The following is a 21,911-nucleotide window of genomic DNA, read 5'->3' as shown; positions in this document are numbered from 1 at the left end:
CTCCCCATCCTTTCCCAAAAACTTAGTCCAGCTGCTGAATGGCTTCCCTGATTCTTCCATTGGTAACATTCAACAAACGAGTGGCCTCTTCCCTGCTCGATCCTGTCAGCTTCATGATAATGGCAGTCTTCGCATCTCCGTCTGCCTGATCAGCCAGTTGTTCCGCCTCCTCGTAGCTCGCTCCGGTCACTTCCATGATGATCCGCTTCACGCGTTCCTTCAGCTTGAGGTTGGTCGCCTGCACGCTGACCATCAGATTTCCGTACACTTTGCCCAAACGAATCATCGCCGCTGTCGTCAGCATGTTCAGCACCAGCTTTTGAGCTGTTCCTGCCTTGAGCCTCGTCGATCCGGTCAATACTTCCGGTCCTACGACGACATTAATCGCTACATCTACGCCTTCATTGATGTACGAAGGCTTGTTGCAAGAGACAGCAATCGTCTTGGCTTCGATCTTCTGTGCCTCCGCCAAAACACCGAGAACATACGGAGTCCGTCCACTAGCTGCGATCCCTACGACCACATCCTTTTTGGTCACGCCGTATTTATGCACATCTTCTTGACCTAATTCAAAAGAATCCTCTGCGCCTTCTACCGCGCGTACCATTGCGGATGGTCCGCCTGCAATCACACCCTGAACGAGCTCAGGCTGGGTACCAAAGGTCGGCGGGCACTCGGACGCATCCAAGATCCCTAAACGTCCACTTGTTCCAGCACCAAAATAAAACAGTCTTCCGCCCTTTTCCAATGCGTGTGTGATGACCTCTACCGCATCGGATACTTGATCGAGGACGCGCTCTACCGCATAAGGAACCTTCTTGTCCTCATCGTTCATCATTTGTACGATGCCTCGAGCACTCAATTGATCCAAATCACTGCTGCTCTCGTTTTTTCCTTCAGTTGTCAATGCTTGCAAGTTCTCCAGATTCATGCTCTATCGAACCTCCTTTTCAATCTTACTGCCCCATGCTCACTTCATGACTGATCCAGATGGCAAGTGACAAAATGCCCTCTCGATACCTCGCTAGCCACAGGAGCAACCGTTTTGCAAATGTCCATACAGTAGCGGCAACGCGGATGGAATGTGCAGCCAGACGGCGGATTCGCTGGACTAGGCAGGTCTCCCTCCAAAATGATCCGCTGAGTCGCCAAATGGGGATTCGGTACAGGCACCGCTGATAACAGTGCTTGTGTATAGGGATGTGTTGGTTTCTCGTACAATGATTGTTTATCCGCTACCTCCACCACTTTTCCGAGATACATGACCGCTACCCGGTCCGAAATATGGCGGACGACACTCAAATCATGCGAGATAAACAAATACGTCAGATTGAACTCCTTTTGCAAATCTTGCATCAGGTTCAAAATTTGCGCCTGAATCGACACGTCCAGAGCAGACACAGGCTCATCAGCCACAATCAGCTTGGGGCGCAATATCAGTGCCCTTGCTATGCCAATCCGCTGGCGCTGACCACCGGAAAACTCATGCGGAAAGCGATCCAGCTGCTGCTTGGAGAGGCCGACGATCTGGATCATCTCCTCGACTTGCTTGCGGCGTTCTACTGAATTGCCGATGCCGTGGATGATGAGTGGGTCCTCCAAAAGCTGTCCGATTGTTTTACGCGGGTTCAGCGAGGCAAACGGGTCCTGAAAAACGAGCTGCATGTTGCGTCTAGCCCGGCGCAGCTCTGATTCATTGAGCTTGCGAATATCCTGTCCTTCAAAAAAGATTTCTCCATCTGTCGGCTCAATCAGGCGCAGGATGCAGCGTCCTGTCGTGGACTTCCCACAACCTGATTCACCTACGATACTGACCGTCTCGCCCGGATAAACAGTCAGGTTGACTCCATCGACAGCACGGACGACTTTCTCCTTGCTGAAGAATCCTTGCTTGCTCATGAAATGCTTGGTCAATGATTTGACTTCCAGCAGTGGTTGCCTCATTGCACGTCCTCCTCGCGATACAGCCAGCAGCGGCACTTTTGGTTGTCTGCGACAGGCGTAAGCTCTGGATTTTTCTCGCGGCAAATATCCATGACTTGTGAGCAGCGCGGTGCAAAACGACAACCCACAGGCATTTCGCTCAGAAGGGGCACCGAGCCCGGAATCGCATCCAAACGCTCTTGGTTGACACTGACTGAAGGCATCGATTTCAAAAGCCCTCTCGTATACGGATGCTTCGGTTCGTCAAACAGCTGCTTGACGTCGGCCTCCTCTACGATTTGACCTGCATACATGACGATGACACGATGACACATCTCCGCCACGACTCCCAGGTCATGTGTGATAAGCAGGATGGAAGTGCCTTGCTCTTGACGGACTTTTTTCATGAGCTCCAATATTTGCGCTTGAATCGTCACGTCCAAAGCCGTCGTCGGTTCGTCGGCAATCAAGAGCTTGGGCGCACAAGACATCGCCATCGCGATCATCACACGTTGACGCATCCCACCTGACAATTGATGCGGATAGTCGGAAATGATTTCATCGGCACGCGGAATCCCGACTTCTTTCAAAAGCTCGATCGTCCGACGCTTGGCTTCTTGTTTGGACAGTCCGAGATGCCGACGCAAGGGCTCGCTGATCTGTTTGCCGATCGAATGCAATGGATTGAGCGAAGTCATCGGTTCTTGAAAAATCATCGCGATCTGATTGCCGCGAATCGCCTGCATTTGTTTATCCGTGAGTGAGAGCAGCTCCTTGTCTTGAAAACGGATGCTCCCAGTCATCTCCACATTCCGTCCCAAGAGCTGCATGATGGACATGCTGGTCACGCTTTTTCCACATCCGGATTCACCGACCACACCGACGGTTTCACCAGGCTCTACAGAGAGACTGACACCCTCGATCACGGTCAGCTTTTTGCCTGCTTGGATAAAAGAAGTTCGCAAATCATCAATCGTAAGCATTGCTGCCATGAGTACTCCCCCTTTTCATCAGGATGTGTGGTCAGGTTTGATTACCGAAAATAATCGGTTATGGTGAGCGGTCCGCCACGCCCCGATCAACGGGCTCGCGACAGGATGCACGCGGTTTGTCAATGTAATCAGCGTCACGTCTCTCGCCGGGTCCGACCAGATCGACGTTCCTGTAAAGCCGGTATGCCCAAAGGCGCGTTCCGAAACAAGATCTCCCCCGCTGCAGCCAGTAGCAAGCTGTTCCAAGGAACCGCCTGTCGGGGAAATGATCCACCCCAATCCTCTGCGATAAATCGAATGGTCTGTGAGTGAGCGAGTAGCCAAGGCACACAGCGTCGGATCAAGCTGCACGGAAGCCTTCCCACTCGTCCAAATGTGCATGTAGCGCTCTGTATCAGCCAAGGTGGAAAAAAGTCCGGCGTGCCCGCTGACACCTTCCAAGCCATAGTGGGCGTTGCAATCGTGAACAGTGCCACTGATAACTCCTTCTCGCCAACCGTATCCGGTCAAAGCTTGCTGCCATTCCAGCGCCAAAGGTTGTCTGGCTTCTGCCAGCTCCGATAAATAAGTCACAGCCATTTCTTGTTCAAAGGCATTGCCCTTCTCCGTAGCAGCAATGTCCATTCCTTGCAGACGTGGTTGTTTCAGCGGCAAGTAGCTCGTATGAAGCATTCGGCTCGGTTGAAAAATCATTCGCTTCGCCAGCGCGTCCAGTTCCTCGTCCCAAATGCGCTCCAGTAAAAAGCCCAACAGCATGAATCCCAGATCGCTGTACACAACGCTTCGTCCCGGGATGTCCAGCATCGACTCGTTTGCGATGAGCCGCAAATAGTCCTCCCGATTTTTCCCCAGCAAAAAGTACGGACGCCATGCAGGAAGTCCCGATGTATGAGTGAGCAGGTGAATGATTTTGATCTGCCCTTTGCGTTCCTGATCGTGGACGCTCGCCAATTCTGGCAGGTAGGTCGTCACGGAGTCAGTCAACGACAGCTTGCCTTCCTGCACACTAATGAGAATGAGCGGCAAGGTCACCATCACCTTGGTCAAAGAGGCCATATCGTACAACGTTTGATTATGAACCGGTCTTCCATCGTGTCCATAGCTTGTTTTTCCCATGCAGACTGTCAAAGCTGGCGCGCCTTTTCGCAGCATACTGACAGCGCCTCCCGGAAAAATGCTCTGACGAATCCCTTGCGTCAGACTGGACTCCATTCGTTCTCTGATCTGTTGCACGTTCATTTGTTCTCACCTCTGCCTATCGTTCCTATTTCCCACGATGACGCGGGTCGAGAATATCACGGACGGCATCCCCAAACATGTTGCAAGCAAGAATCGTCACCGTCATGGCCATACATGGCCAGATGATCATGCCCGGAGCTAGCTCCATGTAGCGACGCGCCTCTGAAATCATCCCGCCCCACGACGGGTCTGGCGGCTGAATCCCCAATCCCAAAAAGCTGAGGGCCGATTCGGTCAGGATCGCACCTGAAATCGCCAGAGAGGATTGAACCAGCAGCGGTGCCGTTACATTCGGAAAAATTTCCTGAAACAAGATACGCGGTGTACTCGCACCGATGGCACGAGCGCTTTCTACGTACTCCAGATTTTTGATAGAGAGAACCGCTCCCCTCACCGTCCGGGTGAAGATCGGAATGTTCACGATTCCGATGGCCATGATCGTGTTGAAGGTTCCTGGCCCTAATGCAGCGACAATCGCCAGCGCCAGCAAAATTTCCGGAAAAGCAAACAGGACGTCCATACAGCGCATAATAAATCCGTCAATCCAACGCCCGAAGTAGCCAGCGATCAAGCCAAACAGCGTACCGAAAATGACGCTGACAAGAACGGCAGAAAGCCCGACCACCAGCGATACGCGCGCACCGTAGATGATACGGCTCAAAATATCACGACCAAACTGGTCCGTACCTAGCAAAAACTCACCCGAGCTGCCTTCCATCCGATGATCCTGAAACATTTGTGTCGGGTCATGCGGAGCCAACACCGGAGCCAGCACTGCCGTCAAACAGAGCAACGCCAGCAAAATGGAGCAGAAGACGGCTGTCTTATTCGCCAAAAAACGCTTTCGAAATGTGCTCATGTCGCATTCCCCTTGTCAATACTTGATACGCGGATCAATCCAGGTATAGATCAGGTCTATGAGCAGATTGACCAGGACAAACACCAGAGCGACGAACAAAACGCCTCCCTGTACAACCGGATAATCCCGCTGATAAATTCCTTCCAGAATGTACTGGCCCAAACCCGGAATCGAGAACAGCTGCTCAACGATCACAGACCCGCCCAGCAGATAACCGATCTGCATACCTGCGATCGTAACGATCGGAATCGAAGAGTTGCGGAACGCATGACCCATGACGATTGTCCACTTACTGTTACCCTTGGCCCGCGCTGTCCGAATAAAATCTTTGTCCATGGTTTCCAAAAACGCAGAACGAGTCATCCGCATTACGCCAGCAGCCACTACAATCCCCATGGTTATCGCAGGCAAAATGAATACTTTGAACGCCTCAATCGGATCTTCCCAGAAGTTCACCACATCAATGGGCGGGAACCAGTTGAAATAAAGGGAAAAGCCGAGCAAAAGCAGTGTCCCGATGGCAAAGTTCGGAACAGAAATACCTAGCAGCGTAAACACACGAACCACGATGTCTGTTTTGGAATGAGCGCGAATCGCCGAGAGAATCCCGAACGGAATCGCGAGCACCCACCCAATCAGAACGCCAAATACAGTCAGTTGCATGGTGATGGCAAAACGCTTGAGAATTTGGGGCAAAATCTCTTCTCCTGTGTGGACCGATACGCCAAAATTCCCTTGCAGGATTCCTGTGACCCAATGCAGGTACTGGTTAATCAACGGCTGATCCAGCCCCATGCTTTTATTCAACGCCGCAATCGCTTCCGGTGTGGCATTCGTTCCTAGCATGATGGAAGCTGGATCGCCCGGCACCAGATGCAGGATCGTGAAGATCAAGACGGATATGCCAAACAGGATGGGAATCAGGCTGGCGACACGTTTGATTAGATAAGATCCCACGAGTTTCCCTCCATATTTAGAAACTTGGCTCCGCCTAACCTCTGGCGGAGCCTTCATCACACGTATGCTACATTACTTGATCGAAGTTTTGATCAGCGAGTATACTTCACCCGCTGCGGACGGCGTGAAATCGATGTTGTCACGTACCGCGTAGTAGTTTTTCGGAGATGCCAGGAACAGGTTTGGTGCATCTGCTACCAGCATGGCTTGTGCTTCGTCATACAGCTTTTTGCGCTCTGCCTGATCTACTGTCGTCAGTGCTTTTTGCACCAACTCATCGTAGGCAGCGTTGGAGTAGTTCCACACGTTAGCAGAACCAGTTGTCGAGAAGAAGAAGCGCATGGAGCGGTCAGCATCTACACCAGAAGTGTTCCGGCCTACCATCAAGTTCATGTCCTTGGATTTCCACGTTTCGATGTAGTTCCCCCACTCAAGCTGGTTGATCTTCGCATTGATGCCGATTGCTTTGAGCTGTTGTTGAATCACTTGTGCCGTTTCAACCATGTCTGGGTAAGTTGCTGCTGTTTCGATTTGGGTCTCGAAACCGTTTGGATAGCCCGCTTCCGTCAGCAATTGCTTCGCTTTTTCTACATCTGTTTTGTAGGTCGGATAAGTAGCAGGGTCCAAAGCCGAGTTGGTCAAAGCAGGAGCGATCGGACCAGTCAGAGTCGCTTCCCCTTTCCAAACAGTCTGGATAATTTGGTTACGGTCAACGGCATAGCTGATCGCTTCGCGCACCTTTGGATTGTCAAAAGGCTTTTTGTTTACGTTAATGCCCAGATAGCTGTACTCCAAGGATTGGTAGTTCTTGATCTGTACGCCTGGCTTGCCTTCCAAGAGCTTCGCAGAATCAGCAGACACCATGCTGATGTCGACTTTACCGGAGCGAATCGCAGCGAGACGCTCAGCCTCGTCCTTCATGATTTGGAACTTGATGGACTCTACCTTTGGCAGTTCTTTATTGAAATAATCCGTATTTTTCTTCAGCAGGACATATTGTCCCGACTCACTTTTTTCCATTTTGAATGGACCGGTACCGATTGCTTCCTTGGTCAGGTCAGTGGAGCCTGTTGGCACGATGGAAGCATAGGCGCTTGCCGTATTTGCAACGAATGAGGCATCTGCATTTTTCAGCTTGAAGACAACTGTCGTTGGATCTTTCACTTCAATCGCTTCTACACTGGAAAAATACGATTTCGCGATCGAACCCGTGTCTGGATTCATGATTCGCTCAAAGCTGAATTTTACGTCTTCTGCCGTCATGTCTTTTCCGTTGTGGAATTTGACGCCTTTTTGGAGGAACATGGTGACCGTTTTTCCGTCTGGCGCAATCTCCCATTTCTCTGCCAGGTTCGGTACGATGTTCATGTTCTCGTCCAACTTGGTCAGGCTATCGTAAATGAGCGCATAGACGCGCACACTGGATGCCGCTGGAACCTTGTGCGGGTCATAGCCCACTGGCTCTTGCTCGGCTGCCACGATCAGTTCTGTTTTTGCTTGTCCTTCCGCTGACTTGCCTTGCTCTGCGGGTGCTGTTCCTCCACCAGAACAAGCGGAAAGCACGAGAGACAATGATAGGAAAAAGCCTGCCAATACTCGTTTTTTCACGATGGTACCCCCTCTGTTGATCTCATGTTAGAAGCATATATTTCCTAACGGTACGGCCCTCTTCGCCCCTGTTACGGATGGCACATTGGATGGTCGTCCCATTAGTGTCTCATGACCCAAAATGGCAAACGCGACGGCTTCCTTCGCATCGTCAGGCATCCCAAACTGCTGCGCCGTCATCACGGTTATTCCTGTCGGCAATTGACGCTGCAGCATGGCGAGAAGCGTCTGGTTATGAGCGCCTCCCCCTGAGACGATCACTTCCTCCACTTTGGTTGTTGGTAATACAAATTGCATATAGGCGTTCGCAATTGTCGTGGCAGTCAATGCTGTCACGGTTGCCAACAGATCCGTCTGACTAATCCCGAGCTGATTCGCATCATGGAACAGCTCTTGGGCAAAAGCTTTGCCGTATACTTCGCGGCCTGTGCTTTTCGGTGGCTTGATCTGGTAGTACGGGTCCTGTAGCCATTTTTCCAGTAATACCGAAGAGACGGTGCCACCTGCGGCCAGCTTGCCACCCTCGTCATACCTCATCTGTCCGTTAGTCATGAGCTGGACGATTTGATCCATGATCATATTGCCAGGGCCTGTGTCAAAAGCGACGACTTGATCGATCGCCGCGCTTGCAGGAAGTAATGTGACATTGGCGATTCCACCGATGTTTTGCAGCAGTCTGCCTTTATGCGGATGGCGGAATAAAATATAGTCCGCATACGGAACAAGCGGTGCCCCTTCTCCATCAGCAGCCAAGTCTCGAGCGCGAAAGTTCCCCACTACCGGAATACCCGTACGTTCTGCCAATGTGGACAGCTCGCCGATTTGCAAGGATGCCCTGACCTCTGTCATTCCTTGTGGTCCGGGAAATGGCGTGCGCCCGGCAATATGCCAAATGGTTTGTCCGTGCATACAGACCGCATCTACTTCAGCTGTCGTAACACCAGCCTTCTGAATCAATTGCTGTACCGCATAGGCATACCATTCAGATAAGCCGTAATGAACCGCTGTCAACTGATCCACTCTCGCTGTTTCTACACTGCACAAGTTCATGACCCACTCACGCAAGTCATCGGAGTAAGGCATATAAAAAAAATCGCGGAGAGTCACCTTTTCGATCTCGCCCTGTTCATCTGTGCGGATCGCTACGAGTGCGGCATCAATGCCATCCAGCGAAGTGCCCGACATGAGGCCGATGAGTACATGCTCTTTTTTCGCACGATAATCGAGCAATTTTGCAGGTTGATCCATGTCAAAAGCCCCCATTTTAGAATCGGGAATCGTTGAAAAATTCGATCCTGTTATCGCTTTCATTATATGTAGCAAAATTACACAAGTCAATCGATTATTAGTAAATTTTATTTCCTGAAAGATCAACCATGCATAGGTCCCACCCCGTTCAAGCTGTCACGGCACTAGCCCGTTATATTGAGAAAAACCAGTGATGTTATGGGTATGTTTTCCTATTAAAAAGTTTTATATATCAGCCAATGATTCCGTCCCCTACGCAAACAAGCCGAACCTTTTTCACATAGGCTCGGCTTGTCTTCTTATGTAATGATCGTATTACGCAAACAAACTAATCAGGTTCCCATCCGGGTCTTTCACAATCGCATACCGCTGGCCCCAGAACGCATCCCACGGCTCACGGTGACTCTCGTAGCCTTGTGAAACGATTTTCGTATACAACGCATCAAGCGCCGCAGCATCCTCACATAAAAAAGCCAGCTCAATCCGATGCCCGACAGGTGCCTCCCATCCTCCATACACACCCTTGGCAACTTCTATTGTATCAAAGGCCAGACGAACACCGTCCTGCGCTACCTCCACATGTGGCTCTTCATTTGCTCCCTCGGGAATATCGAAACCGAGTACCCGATAGAAATCCAACGCTTTTTTCATGTCCTGTACAACAATCCCTACCATATCAAGCTTGATTCCCATATCACTCACTCCTGTTCGCTCTTGATTTCTTGCTGGACGCGCTTGGGCAGTTTTTGGAGCACCGTTTCGTACGCATGCTCGATCATCCTTTCCCATAAGCCTTCAGGAATGTCAGCGTCCAAGTAGACAGAATTCCAATGGGATTTATTCATGTGATAGCCGGGTACGATCCCTTCGTAGGTCTCGCGCAATTCCTCCGCACGCATCGGATCGCATTTCAAGGTGAGGATGCGAACACCTTTGGAATCGCCTCCGATCATGGCAAAGATTTTGCCTCCGACATGGTAGCGATCGCATTCCCAATCCATCTGATAGTCATGAGTCGCACCGGGCTGCTTCCGGCAATATGTATCTAATGTTTGTTCATTCACATGAATTCACCATCCTTTCTTTAGGGTAACGCGTCTCGCAAAAAGAAGATTGTAAAAAACGGACAACTTTTAAAGACTATCGATTTGCACGATCTGGCGAGACAAGTTTACTTGGAGCTACACCGTAAAAAGTGTGAAAGCTCTTGATCAAGTGCGACTGATCGTAATAGCCACATTGGAGAGCTGCATCTGTAAACGAAGTGCGTGTTCCCATCGCCAGCATTTGCAGCAGCCCTTGAAATTGAATGATTCGGCCCAGTTCCTTCGGGCTCATACCCAACTGTTGTTGAAACGTCCTGCGCAAGGTTCTCTCGCTGTAATTCACTTTCTCGGCAAGTGCTGCCATGGAAAGATTTCCTCTGTATTCATATAAGTAGTTCATACTTGTCAATAGCAACTGGTCTGCTGGATCATCCATCCACAATCGTTTGATAAGCTCCTGTTCCAACCAAGCGATCCGCTCCGCCGTGTCGGAAGCTTCGAGTAAGCCCTCTATCACCTCATCCGCCTCTTTGCCCCAGATGTCTTCCAGATTGGGATGATGTCCGTTGACCATGGCGACGGGGTAACGCAAAAAGCGAGCTGCTCCCTCAGCGTAAAACCGAATGCCAATCAAGGATTGTGGTTCGGTCAATGGGATCACCTCGTACGTCCTCATCAGTCCCGTTAGAAATGCCCCCTTCTTTACAGAAGTAGCTCCGAGATTGACAATGATATCGACGAATCCATCGGGTATGACTCGGCTTGCAGGTGCTATCCCTTTGCCGTCGTACTCTGAGGTCCAGTAGCAGGCGATATCGTTCACCAGGCATTTGCTGGGCATGTACTCTTGGTAGCGATAGGCATTTTGGGCGCTCGCTCGTTGTAGAGTCGGAGGTTGCACCGGACGGAATTGCCGCATGATTTTCGCCATCCTTCTCCTTTGATTAGAACATATATTCCCCCATAATCCTTTAACTCCTTCTTAAGTCCTTGGCAATTTTTGAAAAACGTCCCCTTTCAAAATAAAAACGGTCGAGAACGCTTCTGCATATGCTGGGACGAATGGATTTTTCGTAAAGTGAGGTGCATGATGTGATCTCCTCCTCCAAGTGGAGCCTTCATCAGTTCTTTTCAAAAAGTCCTTACATTCGCCCTTACCTACCGCCTACTTCTTTATATCAGCCCGCAAGTTTGGACTCGTATTTAGCGAAGTATTCTACCGTCTATATCAAACCGACGAGAACCCATATGGGGAAAGGCATTATTCGTGTCTGGAAAACGGGGGGCGGGGCCTATCAATTTGTCAAGGAGCGCGGAGAACCTATGCAGGCAGATTCTTTGGCTGACTTGAAGCAGCAGCTCGCCGCGCAATGTACGGAAAAAAATTACGTGATTCAAAAAGGGCTGGACTTAGCTGAAATCGACGGACGCCCCTTTGATATTCGCGTCATGATGATGCGCAATGGATTAGGCAAATGGCAGTATGCTGGCATGCTAGCCAAGGTAGCCGGTTCCGACAGTATCATTACCAATGTCGCCCGCGGTGGCGGATATGCCGTCACAGTCCCGCATGCCTTAAAAAAATCTGGAGCAGTCGAACCAGCCAAATTAAAAAGTGTCGTCTCTCAGTTGATCCAAATCAGTCACCGTGTATGTGCCCACTTTAATAAATATCGGCACAGCGCGCAAATCGGCGTTGATTTTGCTATTGATAAAGCTGGAAACCTCTCCATTATTGAGGTCAATTACGACTTTCCCTCGCACGGGCTGTTTGCCAAGCTCAAAGACAAGACCTATTACCATACGATTAAAAGACTTCACTATCAGTATAAAAACCGCGTGAAACGAAAACAGAGGAAGGCATAATCGCCCTCCTCTGTTTGTTTGATTCGTGTATTCGTCTTATTCGTGGGCCAATGCTGTTCCTTTTGTCTCCAGCATGGAGGTGCAGTTTGGGCAGCGTGTAGCCTTGATCGGAATAGCCGAGATGCAATGCGGGCACTCTTTCGTTGTCTCAGGTGCTTTCTCCATTTCTTGCTTGCGTTTGAAACGGTTGAGCTGCTTGATGACGATAAAAATAGAAAAGGCAATGATGACAAAATCAATCACGGAGTTGAGGAACAACCCGTAGTTCAGCGTGGCAGCATTAGCTTTTTTTGCTTCGGCGATGGTCGTATAAGGAACTCCACTCAAATTGATGAACAAGCCGGAGAAATCTACCTTGCCCAGAAGCAATCCGATCATGGGAGTAATGATGTCATTGACAAGCGAGGTAACAATCTTCCCGAAAGCCCCACCGATAACGACACCGACAGCGAGATCCATCACATTTCCTTTTAACGCAAACTCTTTAAACTCTTTTAACACAATGACTTCCTCCTTAAGTTCCTAATACATGCTGTAAAAAATGACTGACAAAGCGCTCATGGTCAACCTCCAGGCACACGTCCACATTCGACGGCTGCGCTGGATGTTCCCGTCTGTCTCCAATCGTGCGGGCATCACTGGCTCCCCCGGACGTATCCACCGCAACATGCATCGGAACAGACTTCACAAACGTCGGATCAATGACCACACCTACCGCCAATGGATCATGCAGACCGCAGCCGCGCAAATTGCCCACTGTCGCGTAAGCATTCATGTACACCTCGCACATATCCGCGAAAACATGACTCAAGCGTGTATCCTTCGCTCTCCATTCCTGCAAGTGTTCGCGGGTAAGCAGCGTTTGCATCGTCACGTCCAGGCCTACCAGCGTCACTGGAATACCGGACTGAAAGACATACGCTGCGGCTTCCGGATCGGCACAAATATTCGCCTCCGCTACAGGCGTGCGATTCCCCGGCACCGTTACAGCTCCTCCCATCACGACTACTCGTTTGACAAGGGATACGATTTCTGGAGCAGCCATAATCGCCTGCGCCAGATTGGTCATGCTCCCGACGGTCACGAGTGTCAATTCGTGCGAATGTTCCTTTATCGCAGAGATGAGAAATTGTGTGGCAGACTGTGGCTGAGCCGTTGTCGATGGCTCAGGAAGGACGACATTGCCTAGCCCGTTTTCACCGTGGAACAGCCTTGCTTTTCCTGTGAGGTCGCGAACAATCGGCTTCGATGCCCCCTGATAGACAGGAATCGCAGAGGCACCCAGCAGCTCTAACACCTGTAAGGTATTGCGTGTTGCTTCTTCCACCGTAATATTGCCAAAAGTCGTGGTAATCCCACACACTTCAAGAGCAGGTGAGTGAACAGCATAAGCAATCGCCAGCGCATCATCAATCCCGGTATCTACATCCAAAATGATTTTTTCCATGCGCTTATACTCCTCCCTGATCCAAAACGGTTTGCAGCCAGCGCTCTGCCACTGCCATCTCAACCTCAACCTCAACACATACGGCCGTATCGGTTCCTACACTCGGTTTCGCCCGTAGATCGGCGAGAATGGCACCGCGTGACAATTCGCTTTTGCATTCGACCGAGAGCTTCATCTGTTCCGTCCGCATCTTTTCAGGCGAGAGTGCCGCGAGCATCGCTACCCATGCATGGAGCGCACGAGCAGAAACGGCGAACTGCACGTCTGACATCGTCGTTCTATCGATCAGGCCCACTGCTTGTGCGAGACTTCCCAGCGTATGTACTTGCTCTTCCGTCAAACGAAACGAGTTGGTTGTATCTAATGGCACAAGCACAAGCGGCAAGCGGGCTGCCAAAACGAGCGCAGCTGCTTCCGGATCACCATGCATGTTTGTTTCAGCAATGGCCGTAACATCTCCTGGTATGCGTATGGCCCCACCCTGCACCACGATTCGCGTAAATTTACGCGCCAACAGTGGGTCAAGCGCGACAGCCAAAGCTAGCGTCGTCAAACGGTCAAACGTCACGAGCGTCAAGTCACTTTCCTCATCCTGCGTGGTTTCTGCCAGGAGCCGTACACCTTCCGAGGTGGTGGTCTCTATCGTTCCCGAGAAAAGCGGCTGCTTGGCACCTGTAACGATTGGAATTTCATAGCCTGGCTGTGCAAAATCAATCAGCTTGCTAGCCAAGCTTGACTGCGTGTCTCCGCAAATGATTCCTGCCACTTGAACATCAGGCGACCGCAAAGCATACAGCAAGGCCAGCCCTTGTCCAAATCCACCGCAAAACTCGATGATTAACCGGTGTTTTTTTGCCACAATCTCATCTCCCGCTTCTCGCTATTGCCATTTGTCAAAACCGCTTTTCCTATGCTATCCAAATCAGCAGCAACCGTCAAATATCCAAATGCTCATCTCTACCTTCTATTCTCTTGCATCGAACTGATAACTATTTTACACTTATTCATAACTTCGACAAAAATCGCCATCACACAAGACTAATGCGCCAAGCCATGCAAAAGGAGTATAACGGTCATGCTTTCGTTGAACCACTCAACCATGGATGCTATTTCTCTCGTGAAAAACCAACTGATCCAAGCGATTGTGCAGCACCAAACGAAGCCTTATCTGCCTATTTGGGGAGAACTATTTACAGCGTTGCGAGAAATCCAAAAGGCAGGCCAGCATTCACAGAAAAATATACACGTCTATTCCATTGAGCCAACAGGCGATCTCTGGTATTTGTACCGAGAGAATGTTTTTTCTGTCGATCTGCCTGGGATGGGCATCACGATTTCTCTCACACAAGAGCAATTGATTGATGCCTTGCTGAAAGGAAGCTTTCAACCTACTCTATCGATAACAGAGCCGTTATGAGAAACGGCTTTTTTTCATGCATTTTGAACAAAAAAAAGCCCCAAGATCAAATCTTGGGAGAGAGTAGTACGTTGTATTCACGTGAACAAGCTTATTTTATATCCAACTACTCACTCATTCCAGCTGTATATTCAGGTAATTGTACCTATTATATCCTATGTGTAACGGCAAAAAAAAGAGGCGGCCCTTCTGCACAGATTGGGTGCCGCCATCCCGAACTTCCCCAAGTTCGTTCATATTGGAATTGTACTATGAAACAGCCCTATCGAAAAGTGTCAGGTTTTGTTTTCCTGTGAATTATTGCAAATCCCTGACGCCTGCTTAAGGCCATCAGGGATCATTCTATTTGCTATCGTTGTTGAGCACGTCAGCAGCTCTCGGTCCAAAAATGATATACAAATAGACATATTGGCTGACGCTAACACGAGGAAAGACGAACGCAACACTGGTCTTGCCCTCTTGTTGTCTGACAAAATAACGCAATTTGCTTGTTTTGATCCTTTTCACAATGCGTGTCGCTTCTCGCCATGGTACGGAAAATTGAACGCTTTTTTCCATCAGCACCAACACCTCTCACGGCTAGTATGCCCGGATTGGTAAAATTACACACTCACTCATACCGCAGTGCGTCAATCGGTTTGAGCTGTGCTGCTTTTCTCGCCGGATACACACCAAAAATGACACCAACCAATGTAGAGGTCAAAAACGCATACATGATCGGCGACAGACTAATTGAGGTCGCCATCTGACCGAGCTTGCTAACCAAAAACGCAGCCCCTACTCCTAAGGCAATACCAATCACCCCGCCAATCAGGCTAAGTGTAATCGCTTCGATCAAAAACTGGCGGAGAATATCTCCCCGCTTGGCTCCAATCGCCTTGCGAATCCCGATCTCCCGTGTCCGCTCCGTGACTGATACAAGCATAATGTTCATTACGCCGATCCCGCCAACAATCAGCGAGATGGCGGCAATGCCAGATAAAAGCGCGGTCATCGAGCTGGATACTGACTGTGCCGTGCTTAAAATGTCTGACTGGGACGTAATGCGGAAATCATCGGCAGCTTGTGGCAGTAGTTTGTGATTGGCACGAAGGGCTTGCTGAATATCTTGTTGCGCCTTCTCCATCAAGTCCGCCGATGCTGCCGAGACGTAGATCGAGCCCACGTTTTTGCCTCCGGTCAACCTGTTCATCGCAGTTGTAATCGGAATGATGATCCGATCGTCGTTGTTTGTCATGCCTGAGCTTCCCTGGCTCTGCAATACGCCGATGATCGTAAACGGAATCCGGTTGATCTGAACGGTTTGCCCCACTGGATTCGTTCCTTTAAACAGGTTGCCGACCACCTCTGTCCCCACGACAGCCACGTTGTATTGCATTTTCACTTCAAAGTTGCTAAAGAAACGCCCTTGTCCAACTTCTACATTCCTCACCTGAGGGAAATCGGCTGACGTCCCCTCGAGCATACTGGAATAGTTATTGCTTCCCCAGACAATTTGCCCCCGCGCATTGACGCTGGGAGCAACACCCGAAATGGACTCTTTTTGCATCAGGGTTTCTGCATCTGCCATCGTCAGCGTGTTCAGGGAGCCAGCCCCAAGGCTTACCCTGCCTTGTGTCGCCTGACCAGGTGTAACAATGAGCAGGTTGCTCCCTAAACCATTGATCTGCGAAGCAACAGATGTGGAAGTCCCTTCTCCGATCGCCACCATCGCGATAACAGCTGCCACACCGATGATAATTCCTAGCATGGTGAGAACGGAGCGCAAGCCATTTGCCCTGATGCTGCGAAATGAAATGCGTACACATTCAATAAAGCTCATCTGCTCTACCCTCCATCGACACCCTCCTGCGATCCTCCACCACTTCATCCGCGATGATTTGCCCATCACGAAACCGGACGATCCTCTTGGCATACTCCGCAATATCAGTTTCATGTGTCACCAAAATAACCGTTTTGCCCGCATCGTTCAGCTTTTGAAAAATACCCATGATCTCTTCACTCGTCTTCGTGTCCAGCGCTCCTGTCGGCTCATCTGCCAGCAGGATGACGGGATCATTGACGAGAGCTCGCGCGATCGACACGCGCTGCTGCTGCCCACCTGACAACTCATTAGGCTTGTTGTTCAATCGCTCTGCCAGTCCGACACTCGTTAATGCCCGGATGGCTTTTTCTCTTCGTTCCCGTGCTGGCGTGCCTCCATATAATAGAGGCAGCTCTACATTTTCCACTGCGGTTGTACGTGGCAACAGATTGAAATTTTGAAAAACAAAGCCGATTTTCTGATTGCGGATGACCGCCAATTCATCGTCATGTGCTTGTGATACAGGATAACCGTCTAAAAAAAATTCTCCCGAGGTGGGCTTATCCAGACAGCCAATCACATTCATCATGGAAGACTTGCCTGAACCGGAAGGCCCCATGATTGCCACGAAATCCCCTTCCTCAATCGACAAGCTGACACCCCTGAGCGCATAAATCTCCTGATCTCCGATGACGTACTGTTTTCTCAGCTCTTCTATTTGAATGACCGGTTTCATCTGCCTACCGTCCCCTTATCTGGACGCCCATTCCGCCGAATCCCGGCATACCGCCGCCGCCCATTCGATTTCCATTTTGACTCGTTCCAGATGAGGTCTGTGTATTCACGAGGATGACAACACGCTCTCCTTCTGTAAGCCCCTCCGTCACCTCTACCTGATCGACAGTAAAGTACCCCATTTTAATCGGAACAAATCGATACGGCATATTCGCTTGCTTCGCCTCAGCCTGATTTCCTTTAGCTCCTTCACCAGCTTGTTGTGCAGCAGCATCCCTTAGCACATACACGCCATCCTTGCCATTTTGCGTTTGCAGTGCTTGCGCAGGTACCACGAGCACATTTTTATGGGTTCCTCGTTCGATCGCGACGTTCATCGTCATCCCGATCTTCAATTTGTTATCTTGATTTGCCACAGACAACAGCACATCGTAAGTGGTGACTCCAGCGTCGGTTTTCGCTTCTGGATAGATCAGCTTTACTTTTCCACGGAACGTCTCGTCCGCATAAGAACTCGTCGTAAACGTCACAGGCAAGCCTTCCTGCACTTTTCCAATGTCGCTCTGGCTAATCTGGGCCAATACCTCTAAATCTCCGCTATTCGAATTATCCATGATAATGAAATCATTGCCGGGTATTTCTCCTACACTGCCATTCACCTGGACGATCACACCGTCCATTGGTGCTTTCAAGGTGACAGCTCTCAATGCTTTTTGTGCTTGTTGCAGCCCCGCTTTTGCCTGTTCCACCGCTGCTTTGGCCGATAATACTGTGGCGGCATCGGGGCCTTCATTCGCTTCCTGTAACGCTTCTTGCGCTGATTGATACGCGGCCAAAGCCTGCTCTACCTTCACACTGGCCTGCCCTGTCGTCTGTCCGGCTGTCAAGACCGCCGAGTTGTAATCGCGTTGGGCTTGTTCCAACGAGGACTGAGCACTGTCGAATTCACTCTTGGCAATCGCACCTGCCGCAAACAAGGTCTGCTGGGAAGCGTACGTTTTTTGGGCACTCTCCAGGTTTGCCTTTGCCTTCTCTACATCATTCGCCGCTTTTTTCCCGTCAATGTTTTGCTTTGCGAGCTCCCATTCGTTCTTGGTCTGATTGACGGCGGCTTGCAAAGAAGTGATTTCAGCGGGACTCTTGCGCTTTTGTGCCTCCTCTAGCTTGGCTTGCGCCGATAAAAGATTTGCTTCCGCATTGGTCACCTGGATTCTCGCTACGGAATCGTCCATCGTCGCCAGAACTTGCCCTGCCTTCACCGCATCACCAACGCCGACGTGAATGGTAGAGATCGCATCCTTGGCTTCCTCTGCATCGGAAAACGAGAGAGACGAGCGCTTGGAAGCCTGGACAGTACCTGATGCCTGCACGACTTCTGAGATGTCTCCCCTTTTTACCGTCTCCACTTGAAAAGCGGCCTGCGCCGTTTGCGGGGTAAAAAACGACTGGTAGCCGAATATACCACCTGAAACGATCACGGCCCCGACAGCCAAAACTCCAACCATCCACCTTTTCTTGTTGCTTCCTACCTTCGAAAACAACTCTCTCTTTTTCTCCTTGTGAGTCACGCTCAGTCCTCCTACCGTCTACTTGATTGAAGACTTGTCTTTTTGGTTGCGACCACTATACGGAACGAATACGTCAGGGAAAAGTCAGATGAAGACACAAAAAAACGACCAGAGAACCAGGTCGTTTTTGGATCATGCATGTTTTATTTGCGCAAAATCAACGTGAAGGTGCTGCCTGACGATGTACTCTCAGTCAGAATCAACATACCTCCTAACGCTTGGGCAATCATTCTGCTAAAAGACAGACCAAGCCCCAGCCCACGGAAGATGTGCTTCTTGTCCTCGCCTCGGTAGAATCGCTCGAAAATCAAAGACTGTTCTTCTATGGGTATCCCACGTCCATTGTCCTTCACGTCAATACGAATCTCATCTGCTGCTGCAGAAAGCGACACGACGATCTGCCCCTCCGATTCCATCGCTTGTGCTGCATTGTTTAGGAGATTGTACATGATTTGCTGAACACGCAGCGGGTCGGTATCTATCAGTATAGGATCAGAGGTATTTTCGATATGCAAGCTGAGCTTCTCTTCTTCCTGCGCAATTTTCCATTGGTGCGTAATTTCCCGGATCAGCTCCTGCATGTTTTGAGGTTGCCGGCGAATGCGAATGTCACCTACAGCAAAAGAGTTAAAATCGAGCAAATCCTCTACCATCTTTTGCAGACGTGTCGTTTCCTTCGTACAAATATCCAAAAACTCCTTGGCTTCCTCACCGCTAACAACCTCTTCCCTCACGGCTTGTACTAGACCACTGATAGACGTAACAGGTGTTTTGAGTTCATGGGTCACCCCTGCCAATAGCTCGGTACGCATCATTTCTAACTGCTTCAATCGTTCTGCCATTTCTTCAAAGGAATGGATCAGCTCATACACTTCTTGTTCGCGCTTATTTTTATCCAATTGAATCTCGTAGTTTCCCAGCACGATTTGCTTGGCAGCGTCTGCCACATCCTTAATCGGCTGAGACAGCTTTTTCGTCAGCAAGTAAATGACGAGCCAGCCAAGCAAACCGAGACCCAGAAGCATGATCGCAAGCAATTGGAATTCGGTCATGCTGCGGATCACCTGTTTTTGTGGGGTGAACAGCATGACCCATCCAACCACTCGCTCATCAACCTTAATGCTTTCCTTCACGAAAAGCACTTCGTCGCCCCGCGCAAGCTCAAACTGTGACAGGCTGTCATCCGCTTCCACCAGATCAGGCGCGATGCGCTTCAGTTCCCCAGAAAAAGGACCTGGTACGCCAAATACCGGTTGTTTGTGCTCATCTAAAATCATCATCATTGGCTTGTAATTGACTCCGAGTGACTCCTGACGACTGTCCACAATACGAAACAAGAACGGAGCCATTTTTACCTTGCCTTCCACATCAACGACCCGATCCGCTACTTCCGCTGCCATCAGTCTCATAAAATCAAGTCGTTTTTGTGTCTCACTATAAGAAATCCAGTAGCTGGATGCAATCCCGATCACGAAAAGGCCGATACACAAGATGATCAAGTATCGCGTCGTCCAATACCGAAACAAAGAGGTGCGTTTTTTCTCACTCATATACGCACAGCTTGTAGCCCAAGCCACGATAGGTACGGATTTCCCCTTCGGATGTCGGCCAATTCTCCAAAGATCGCCGGATGCGTTTGATCGCGAGGTCTACTGCGCGATCACTTCCTTCGTAATCCATCCCCCACACCTGCTCGATGAGCTGTTCTCTGGTGAATGTCTGGTTTTTGTACTGCGCCAAAAAAAGAAACAGGCACAAGTCCTTTGGCGTAAACGCCAGTTCGATGCCGTGCAGCATGACAGAATAAGCCTTGAAGTCGACTTTTAGACTGCCAAACTGCTTCACATGATTGCCTTCTATCAATTGTTTCGAGCGACGTAATACTGCATGTACGCGAGCGACCACTTCGTCGGCAATAAAGGGCTTGGTGATATAGTCATCGGCGCCTTTGTTCAAGCCCGCCAACTTGTTATCGATTTGTCCCAACGCTGTCAGCATGATGACAGGACACGAGCTTTTACCCCGAATATATTCGAGAATACTCCATCCACTTCGTCCAGGCAGCATCACATCCAGCAAGACGAGCGCAGGATTGAGTGAATCAAACTTCCGCTCTGCTTCCTCACCGTTAAATGCCTGTTCAACTCGAAAGTTGTTTTTTTCCAAATAAGCCTTCAATACCCGAGAGATGGGTAACTCGTCTTCCACGATTAAGATGTTTTGCATGCTCGTACTCTCTCCCCTCTGCTCGGACGAATCTCCTCTTTAGCGTAGGACATGAATATGTCAAGCAGATGTCTGGAAGGAAGCATACTTTGTAAGTAAAATAAAGAGACCTGAATGCAAATAGGGAGGTTTTTCTCATGAAACGCTTAACCGCGGAAGAAAAAAACGGTTTGTACAAAGCCATCAGCAATCGTCGCGATATTCGTACCTTTCGTCAAGACCCTGTTGCCCCAGAAAAGCTCGCCATGATCTTGGCGGCTGCTCACCATGCTCCTTCTGTCGGATTCATGCAACCTTGGAATTTTGTCCTGATAGAAGACGACGCAACCAAACAAGCTCTCGCAGAAAGTGCGGATAAAGAACGCCGGGCACTTGCCATCCACTACGAAGGTACGGGACGAGAGTCGACCTTTTTAGAGTTAAAAATTCAAGGGATCAAGGAGGCGCCTGTCACCATCTGTGTCACTTGTGATCCTACACGTGGCGGAGACCATGTACTTGGACGCAATTCCATCCCGGAAACAGATATCATGTCTGTCAGCTGTGCGATCCAAAACATGTGGCTGGCTGCCTACGCAGAAGATTTGGCGATGGGCTGGGTCAGTTTTTACAAGAAGGCAGACGTGCGTCGCATCCTAAACATACCGCCGCATATCGATCCTGTCGCATTGCTGTCGATCGGCTACACGGATCATTATCCGGAACGTCCACTCTTGGAGCTGCACCAATGGAGACAACGCGAGGACCTGCAACAGTTGATTTATCGGGAGCAGTGGGGAAACAAAGCGTGAGCTATGATCCTATACGTAAGTGAGGGAGCTGCAACTGCGGCACCCTTTTTTTCACAAAAAAAAGACCGCCTGATCAACAGGCAGCCAAGAGAAGTAGAGGGGGTAGTACGTGATTCACGGTATCTTCCTGACGTGCCCGAACACGCAGAAGGTTTCACAATTGACGTGACTCACGAACATGGAAC

Annotated in this window: 23 protein-coding genes; 3 read left to right on the top strand and 20 right to left on the bottom strand. The window is 49.9% G+C overall.

Translation table 11 applies throughout. From position 1 onward, the window contains the following. Window positions 1-22: 22 nt before the first annotated feature. The 11 genes from murQ to ACKKE8_RS08750 form a co-directional block, all read right to left on the bottom strand. Window positions 23-931, bottom strand: a complete 909-nt coding sequence (gene murQ / locus ACKKE8_RS08800; RefSeq protein WP_409177835.1) for an N-acetylmuramic acid 6-phosphate etherase — start codon at window positions 929-931, stop codon at window positions 23-25. Between the two features lie 44 nt (window positions 932-975). Beyond that, window positions 976-1,944 carry an ABC transporter ATP-binding protein gene (locus tag ACKKE8_RS08795; protein ID WP_409177834.1) on the bottom strand — a complete coding sequence of 323 codons (969 nt, stop codon included), beginning with the start codon at window positions 1,942-1,944 and terminating at the stop codon, window positions 976-978. Next, on the bottom strand, window positions 1,941-2,915 hold the full coding sequence (locus ACKKE8_RS08790) for an ABC transporter ATP-binding protein (RefSeq protein ID WP_409177833.1): 975 nt from the start codon (window positions 2,913-2,915) through the stop codon (window positions 1,941-1,943). Before ACKKE8_RS08790 ends, ACKKE8_RS08795 begins: the two co-directional genes overlap by 4 nt. A gap of 18 nt (window positions 2,916-2,933) precedes the next feature. Beyond that, entirely contained in the window at window positions 2,934-4,154 is a 1,221-nt protein-coding gene (locus tag ACKKE8_RS08785; protein ID WP_409177832.1) for a serine hydrolase domain-containing protein, read from the bottom strand. Window positions 4,155-4,179: 25 nt separating this feature from the next. Continuing rightward, complete coding sequence (locus ACKKE8_RS08780) at window positions 4,180-5,013, bottom strand: ABC transporter permease (RefSeq protein WP_088906462.1); 834 nt, start codon at window positions 5,011-5,013, stop codon at window positions 4,180-4,182. A gap of 15 nt (window positions 5,014-5,028) precedes the next feature. Next, window positions 5,029-5,970: an ABC transporter permease gene (locus tag ACKKE8_RS08775; RefSeq protein ID WP_409177831.1), complete on the bottom strand. Its 942-nt coding sequence runs from the start codon at window positions 5,968-5,970 to the stop codon at window positions 5,029-5,031. A 72-nt stretch (window positions 5,971-6,042) separates the two neighbouring features. After that, window positions 6,043-7,578, bottom strand: a complete 1,536-nt coding sequence (locus ACKKE8_RS08770) for an ABC transporter substrate-binding protein (RefSeq protein WP_409177830.1) — start codon at window positions 7,576-7,578, stop codon at window positions 6,043-6,045. Window positions 7,579-7,605: 27 nt separating this feature from the next. Further along, window positions 7,606-8,826, bottom strand: coding sequence for an anhydro-N-acetylmuramic acid kinase (locus ACKKE8_RS08765; protein WP_409177829.1), 1,221 nt, complete (start codon window positions 8,824-8,826; stop codon window positions 7,606-7,608). Window positions 8,827-9,141: 315 nt separating this feature from the next. Then, window positions 9,142-9,519, bottom strand: a complete 378-nt coding sequence (locus ACKKE8_RS08760; RefSeq protein ID WP_409177828.1) for a VOC family protein — start codon at window positions 9,517-9,519, stop codon at window positions 9,142-9,144. 5 nt (window positions 9,520-9,524) lie between these two features. Further along, the gene (locus tag ACKKE8_RS08755; protein ID WP_047070817.1) at window positions 9,525-9,890 is read right to left on the bottom strand and encodes an MmcQ/YjbR family DNA-binding protein; all 366 of its coding nucleotides are present in this window, start codon (window positions 9,888-9,890) and stop codon (window positions 9,525-9,527) included. Between the two features lie 76 nt (window positions 9,891-9,966). Then, window positions 9,967-10,803: a DUF6597 domain-containing transcriptional factor gene (locus ACKKE8_RS08750; protein WP_409177827.1), complete on the bottom strand. Its 837-nt coding sequence runs from the start codon at window positions 10,801-10,803 to the stop codon at window positions 9,967-9,969. A 152-nt stretch (window positions 10,804-10,955) separates the two neighbouring features. Between ACKKE8_RS08750 and ACKKE8_RS08745 the strand changes: the two genes are divergently transcribed. Continuing rightward, window positions 10,956-11,738, top strand: coding sequence for a YheC/YheD family protein (locus ACKKE8_RS08745; RefSeq protein WP_409177826.1), 783 nt, complete (start codon window positions 10,956-10,958; stop codon window positions 11,736-11,738). 36 nt (window positions 11,739-11,774) lie between these two features. On the opposite strand, the gene mscL is transcribed toward ACKKE8_RS08745, so the two are convergent. The 3 genes from mscL to ACKKE8_RS08730 are packed head-to-tail and all read right to left on the bottom strand — an operon-like array spanning window position 11,775 to window position 14,044. After that, window positions 11,775-12,239 carry a large conductance mechanosensitive channel protein MscL gene (gene mscL, locus ACKKE8_RS08740; protein ID WP_409177825.1) on the bottom strand — a complete coding sequence of 155 codons (465 nt, stop codon included), beginning with the start codon at window positions 12,237-12,239 and terminating at the stop codon, window positions 11,775-11,777. Between the two features lie 13 nt (window positions 12,240-12,252). Continuing rightward, window positions 12,253-13,185, bottom strand: a complete 933-nt coding sequence (locus tag ACKKE8_RS08735) for a nucleoside hydrolase (RefSeq protein WP_409177824.1) — start codon at window positions 13,183-13,185, stop codon at window positions 12,253-12,255. 4 nt (window positions 13,186-13,189) lie between these two features. Then, on the bottom strand, window positions 13,190-14,044 hold the full coding sequence (locus tag ACKKE8_RS08730) for a nucleoside hydrolase (protein ID WP_409177823.1): 855 nt from the start codon (window positions 14,042-14,044) through the stop codon (window positions 13,190-13,192). 216 nt (window positions 14,045-14,260) lie between these two features. Between ACKKE8_RS08730 and ACKKE8_RS08725 the strand changes: the two genes are divergently transcribed. Next, complete coding sequence (locus tag ACKKE8_RS08725; protein WP_409177822.1) at window positions 14,261-14,602, top strand: hypothetical protein; 342 nt, start codon at window positions 14,261-14,263, stop codon at window positions 14,600-14,602. Between the two features lie 342 nt (window positions 14,603-14,944). On the opposite strand, the gene ACKKE8_RS08720 is transcribed toward ACKKE8_RS08725, so the two are convergent. The 6 genes from ACKKE8_RS08720 to ACKKE8_RS08695 all read right to left on the bottom strand — a co-directional run bounded on the left by ACKKE8_RS08720 (window position 14,945) and on the right by ACKKE8_RS08695 (window position 20,935). Further along, window positions 14,945-15,160 carry a hypothetical protein gene (locus ACKKE8_RS08720; RefSeq protein WP_017250899.1) on the bottom strand — a complete coding sequence of 72 codons (216 nt, stop codon included), beginning with the start codon at window positions 15,158-15,160 and terminating at the stop codon, window positions 14,945-14,947. Window positions 15,161-15,212: 52 nt separating this feature from the next. Continuing rightward, window positions 15,213-16,424 carry an ABC transporter permease gene (locus ACKKE8_RS08715; RefSeq protein ID WP_409177821.1) on the bottom strand — a complete coding sequence of 404 codons (1,212 nt, stop codon included), beginning with the start codon at window positions 16,422-16,424 and terminating at the stop codon, window positions 15,213-15,215. Next, on the bottom strand, window positions 16,411-17,142 hold the full coding sequence (locus ACKKE8_RS08710) for an ABC transporter ATP-binding protein (RefSeq protein WP_409177820.1): 732 nt from the start codon (window positions 17,140-17,142) through the stop codon (window positions 16,411-16,413). Before ACKKE8_RS08710 ends, ACKKE8_RS08715 begins: the two co-directional genes overlap by 14 nt. A 4-nt stretch (window positions 17,143-17,146) precedes the next feature. Continuing rightward, window positions 17,147-18,709, bottom strand: a complete 1,563-nt coding sequence (locus ACKKE8_RS08705) for an efflux RND transporter periplasmic adaptor subunit (RefSeq protein ID WP_409177819.1) — start codon at window positions 18,707-18,709, stop codon at window positions 17,147-17,149. Between the two features lie 143 nt (window positions 18,710-18,852). Further along, window positions 18,853-20,286 (bottom strand): ATP-binding protein, encoded by a 1,434-nt coding sequence (locus ACKKE8_RS08700; protein ID WP_409177818.1) that lies wholly within the window; start codon window positions 20,284-20,286, stop codon window positions 18,853-18,855. Further along, window positions 20,252-20,935 (bottom strand): response regulator transcription factor, encoded by a 684-nt coding sequence (locus ACKKE8_RS08695; RefSeq protein ID WP_409177817.1) that lies wholly within the window; start codon window positions 20,933-20,935, stop codon window positions 20,252-20,254. Before ACKKE8_RS08695 ends, ACKKE8_RS08700 begins: the two co-directional genes overlap by 35 nt. A 137-nt stretch (window positions 20,936-21,072) precedes the next feature. Here ACKKE8_RS08695 and bluB point away from each other — a divergent pair, with 137 nt between their 5' ends. Then, window positions 21,073-21,726, top strand: a complete 654-nt coding sequence (bluB, locus tag ACKKE8_RS08690) for a 5,6-dimethylbenzimidazole synthase (RefSeq protein WP_409177816.1) — start codon at window positions 21,073-21,075, stop codon at window positions 21,724-21,726. The last annotated feature ends 185 nt before the right edge of the window (window positions 21,727-21,911 follow it).

The organism is Brevibacillus fortis (assembly GCF_046196545.1).
GTDB classification, from domain to species: Bacteria; Bacillota; Bacilli; order Brevibacillales; family Brevibacillaceae; genus Brevibacillus; species Brevibacillus fortis_A.
The sequence above is the reverse complement of the archived record's forward strand: the minus strand, read 5'-3'. Positions and strand labels throughout refer to the sequence as shown.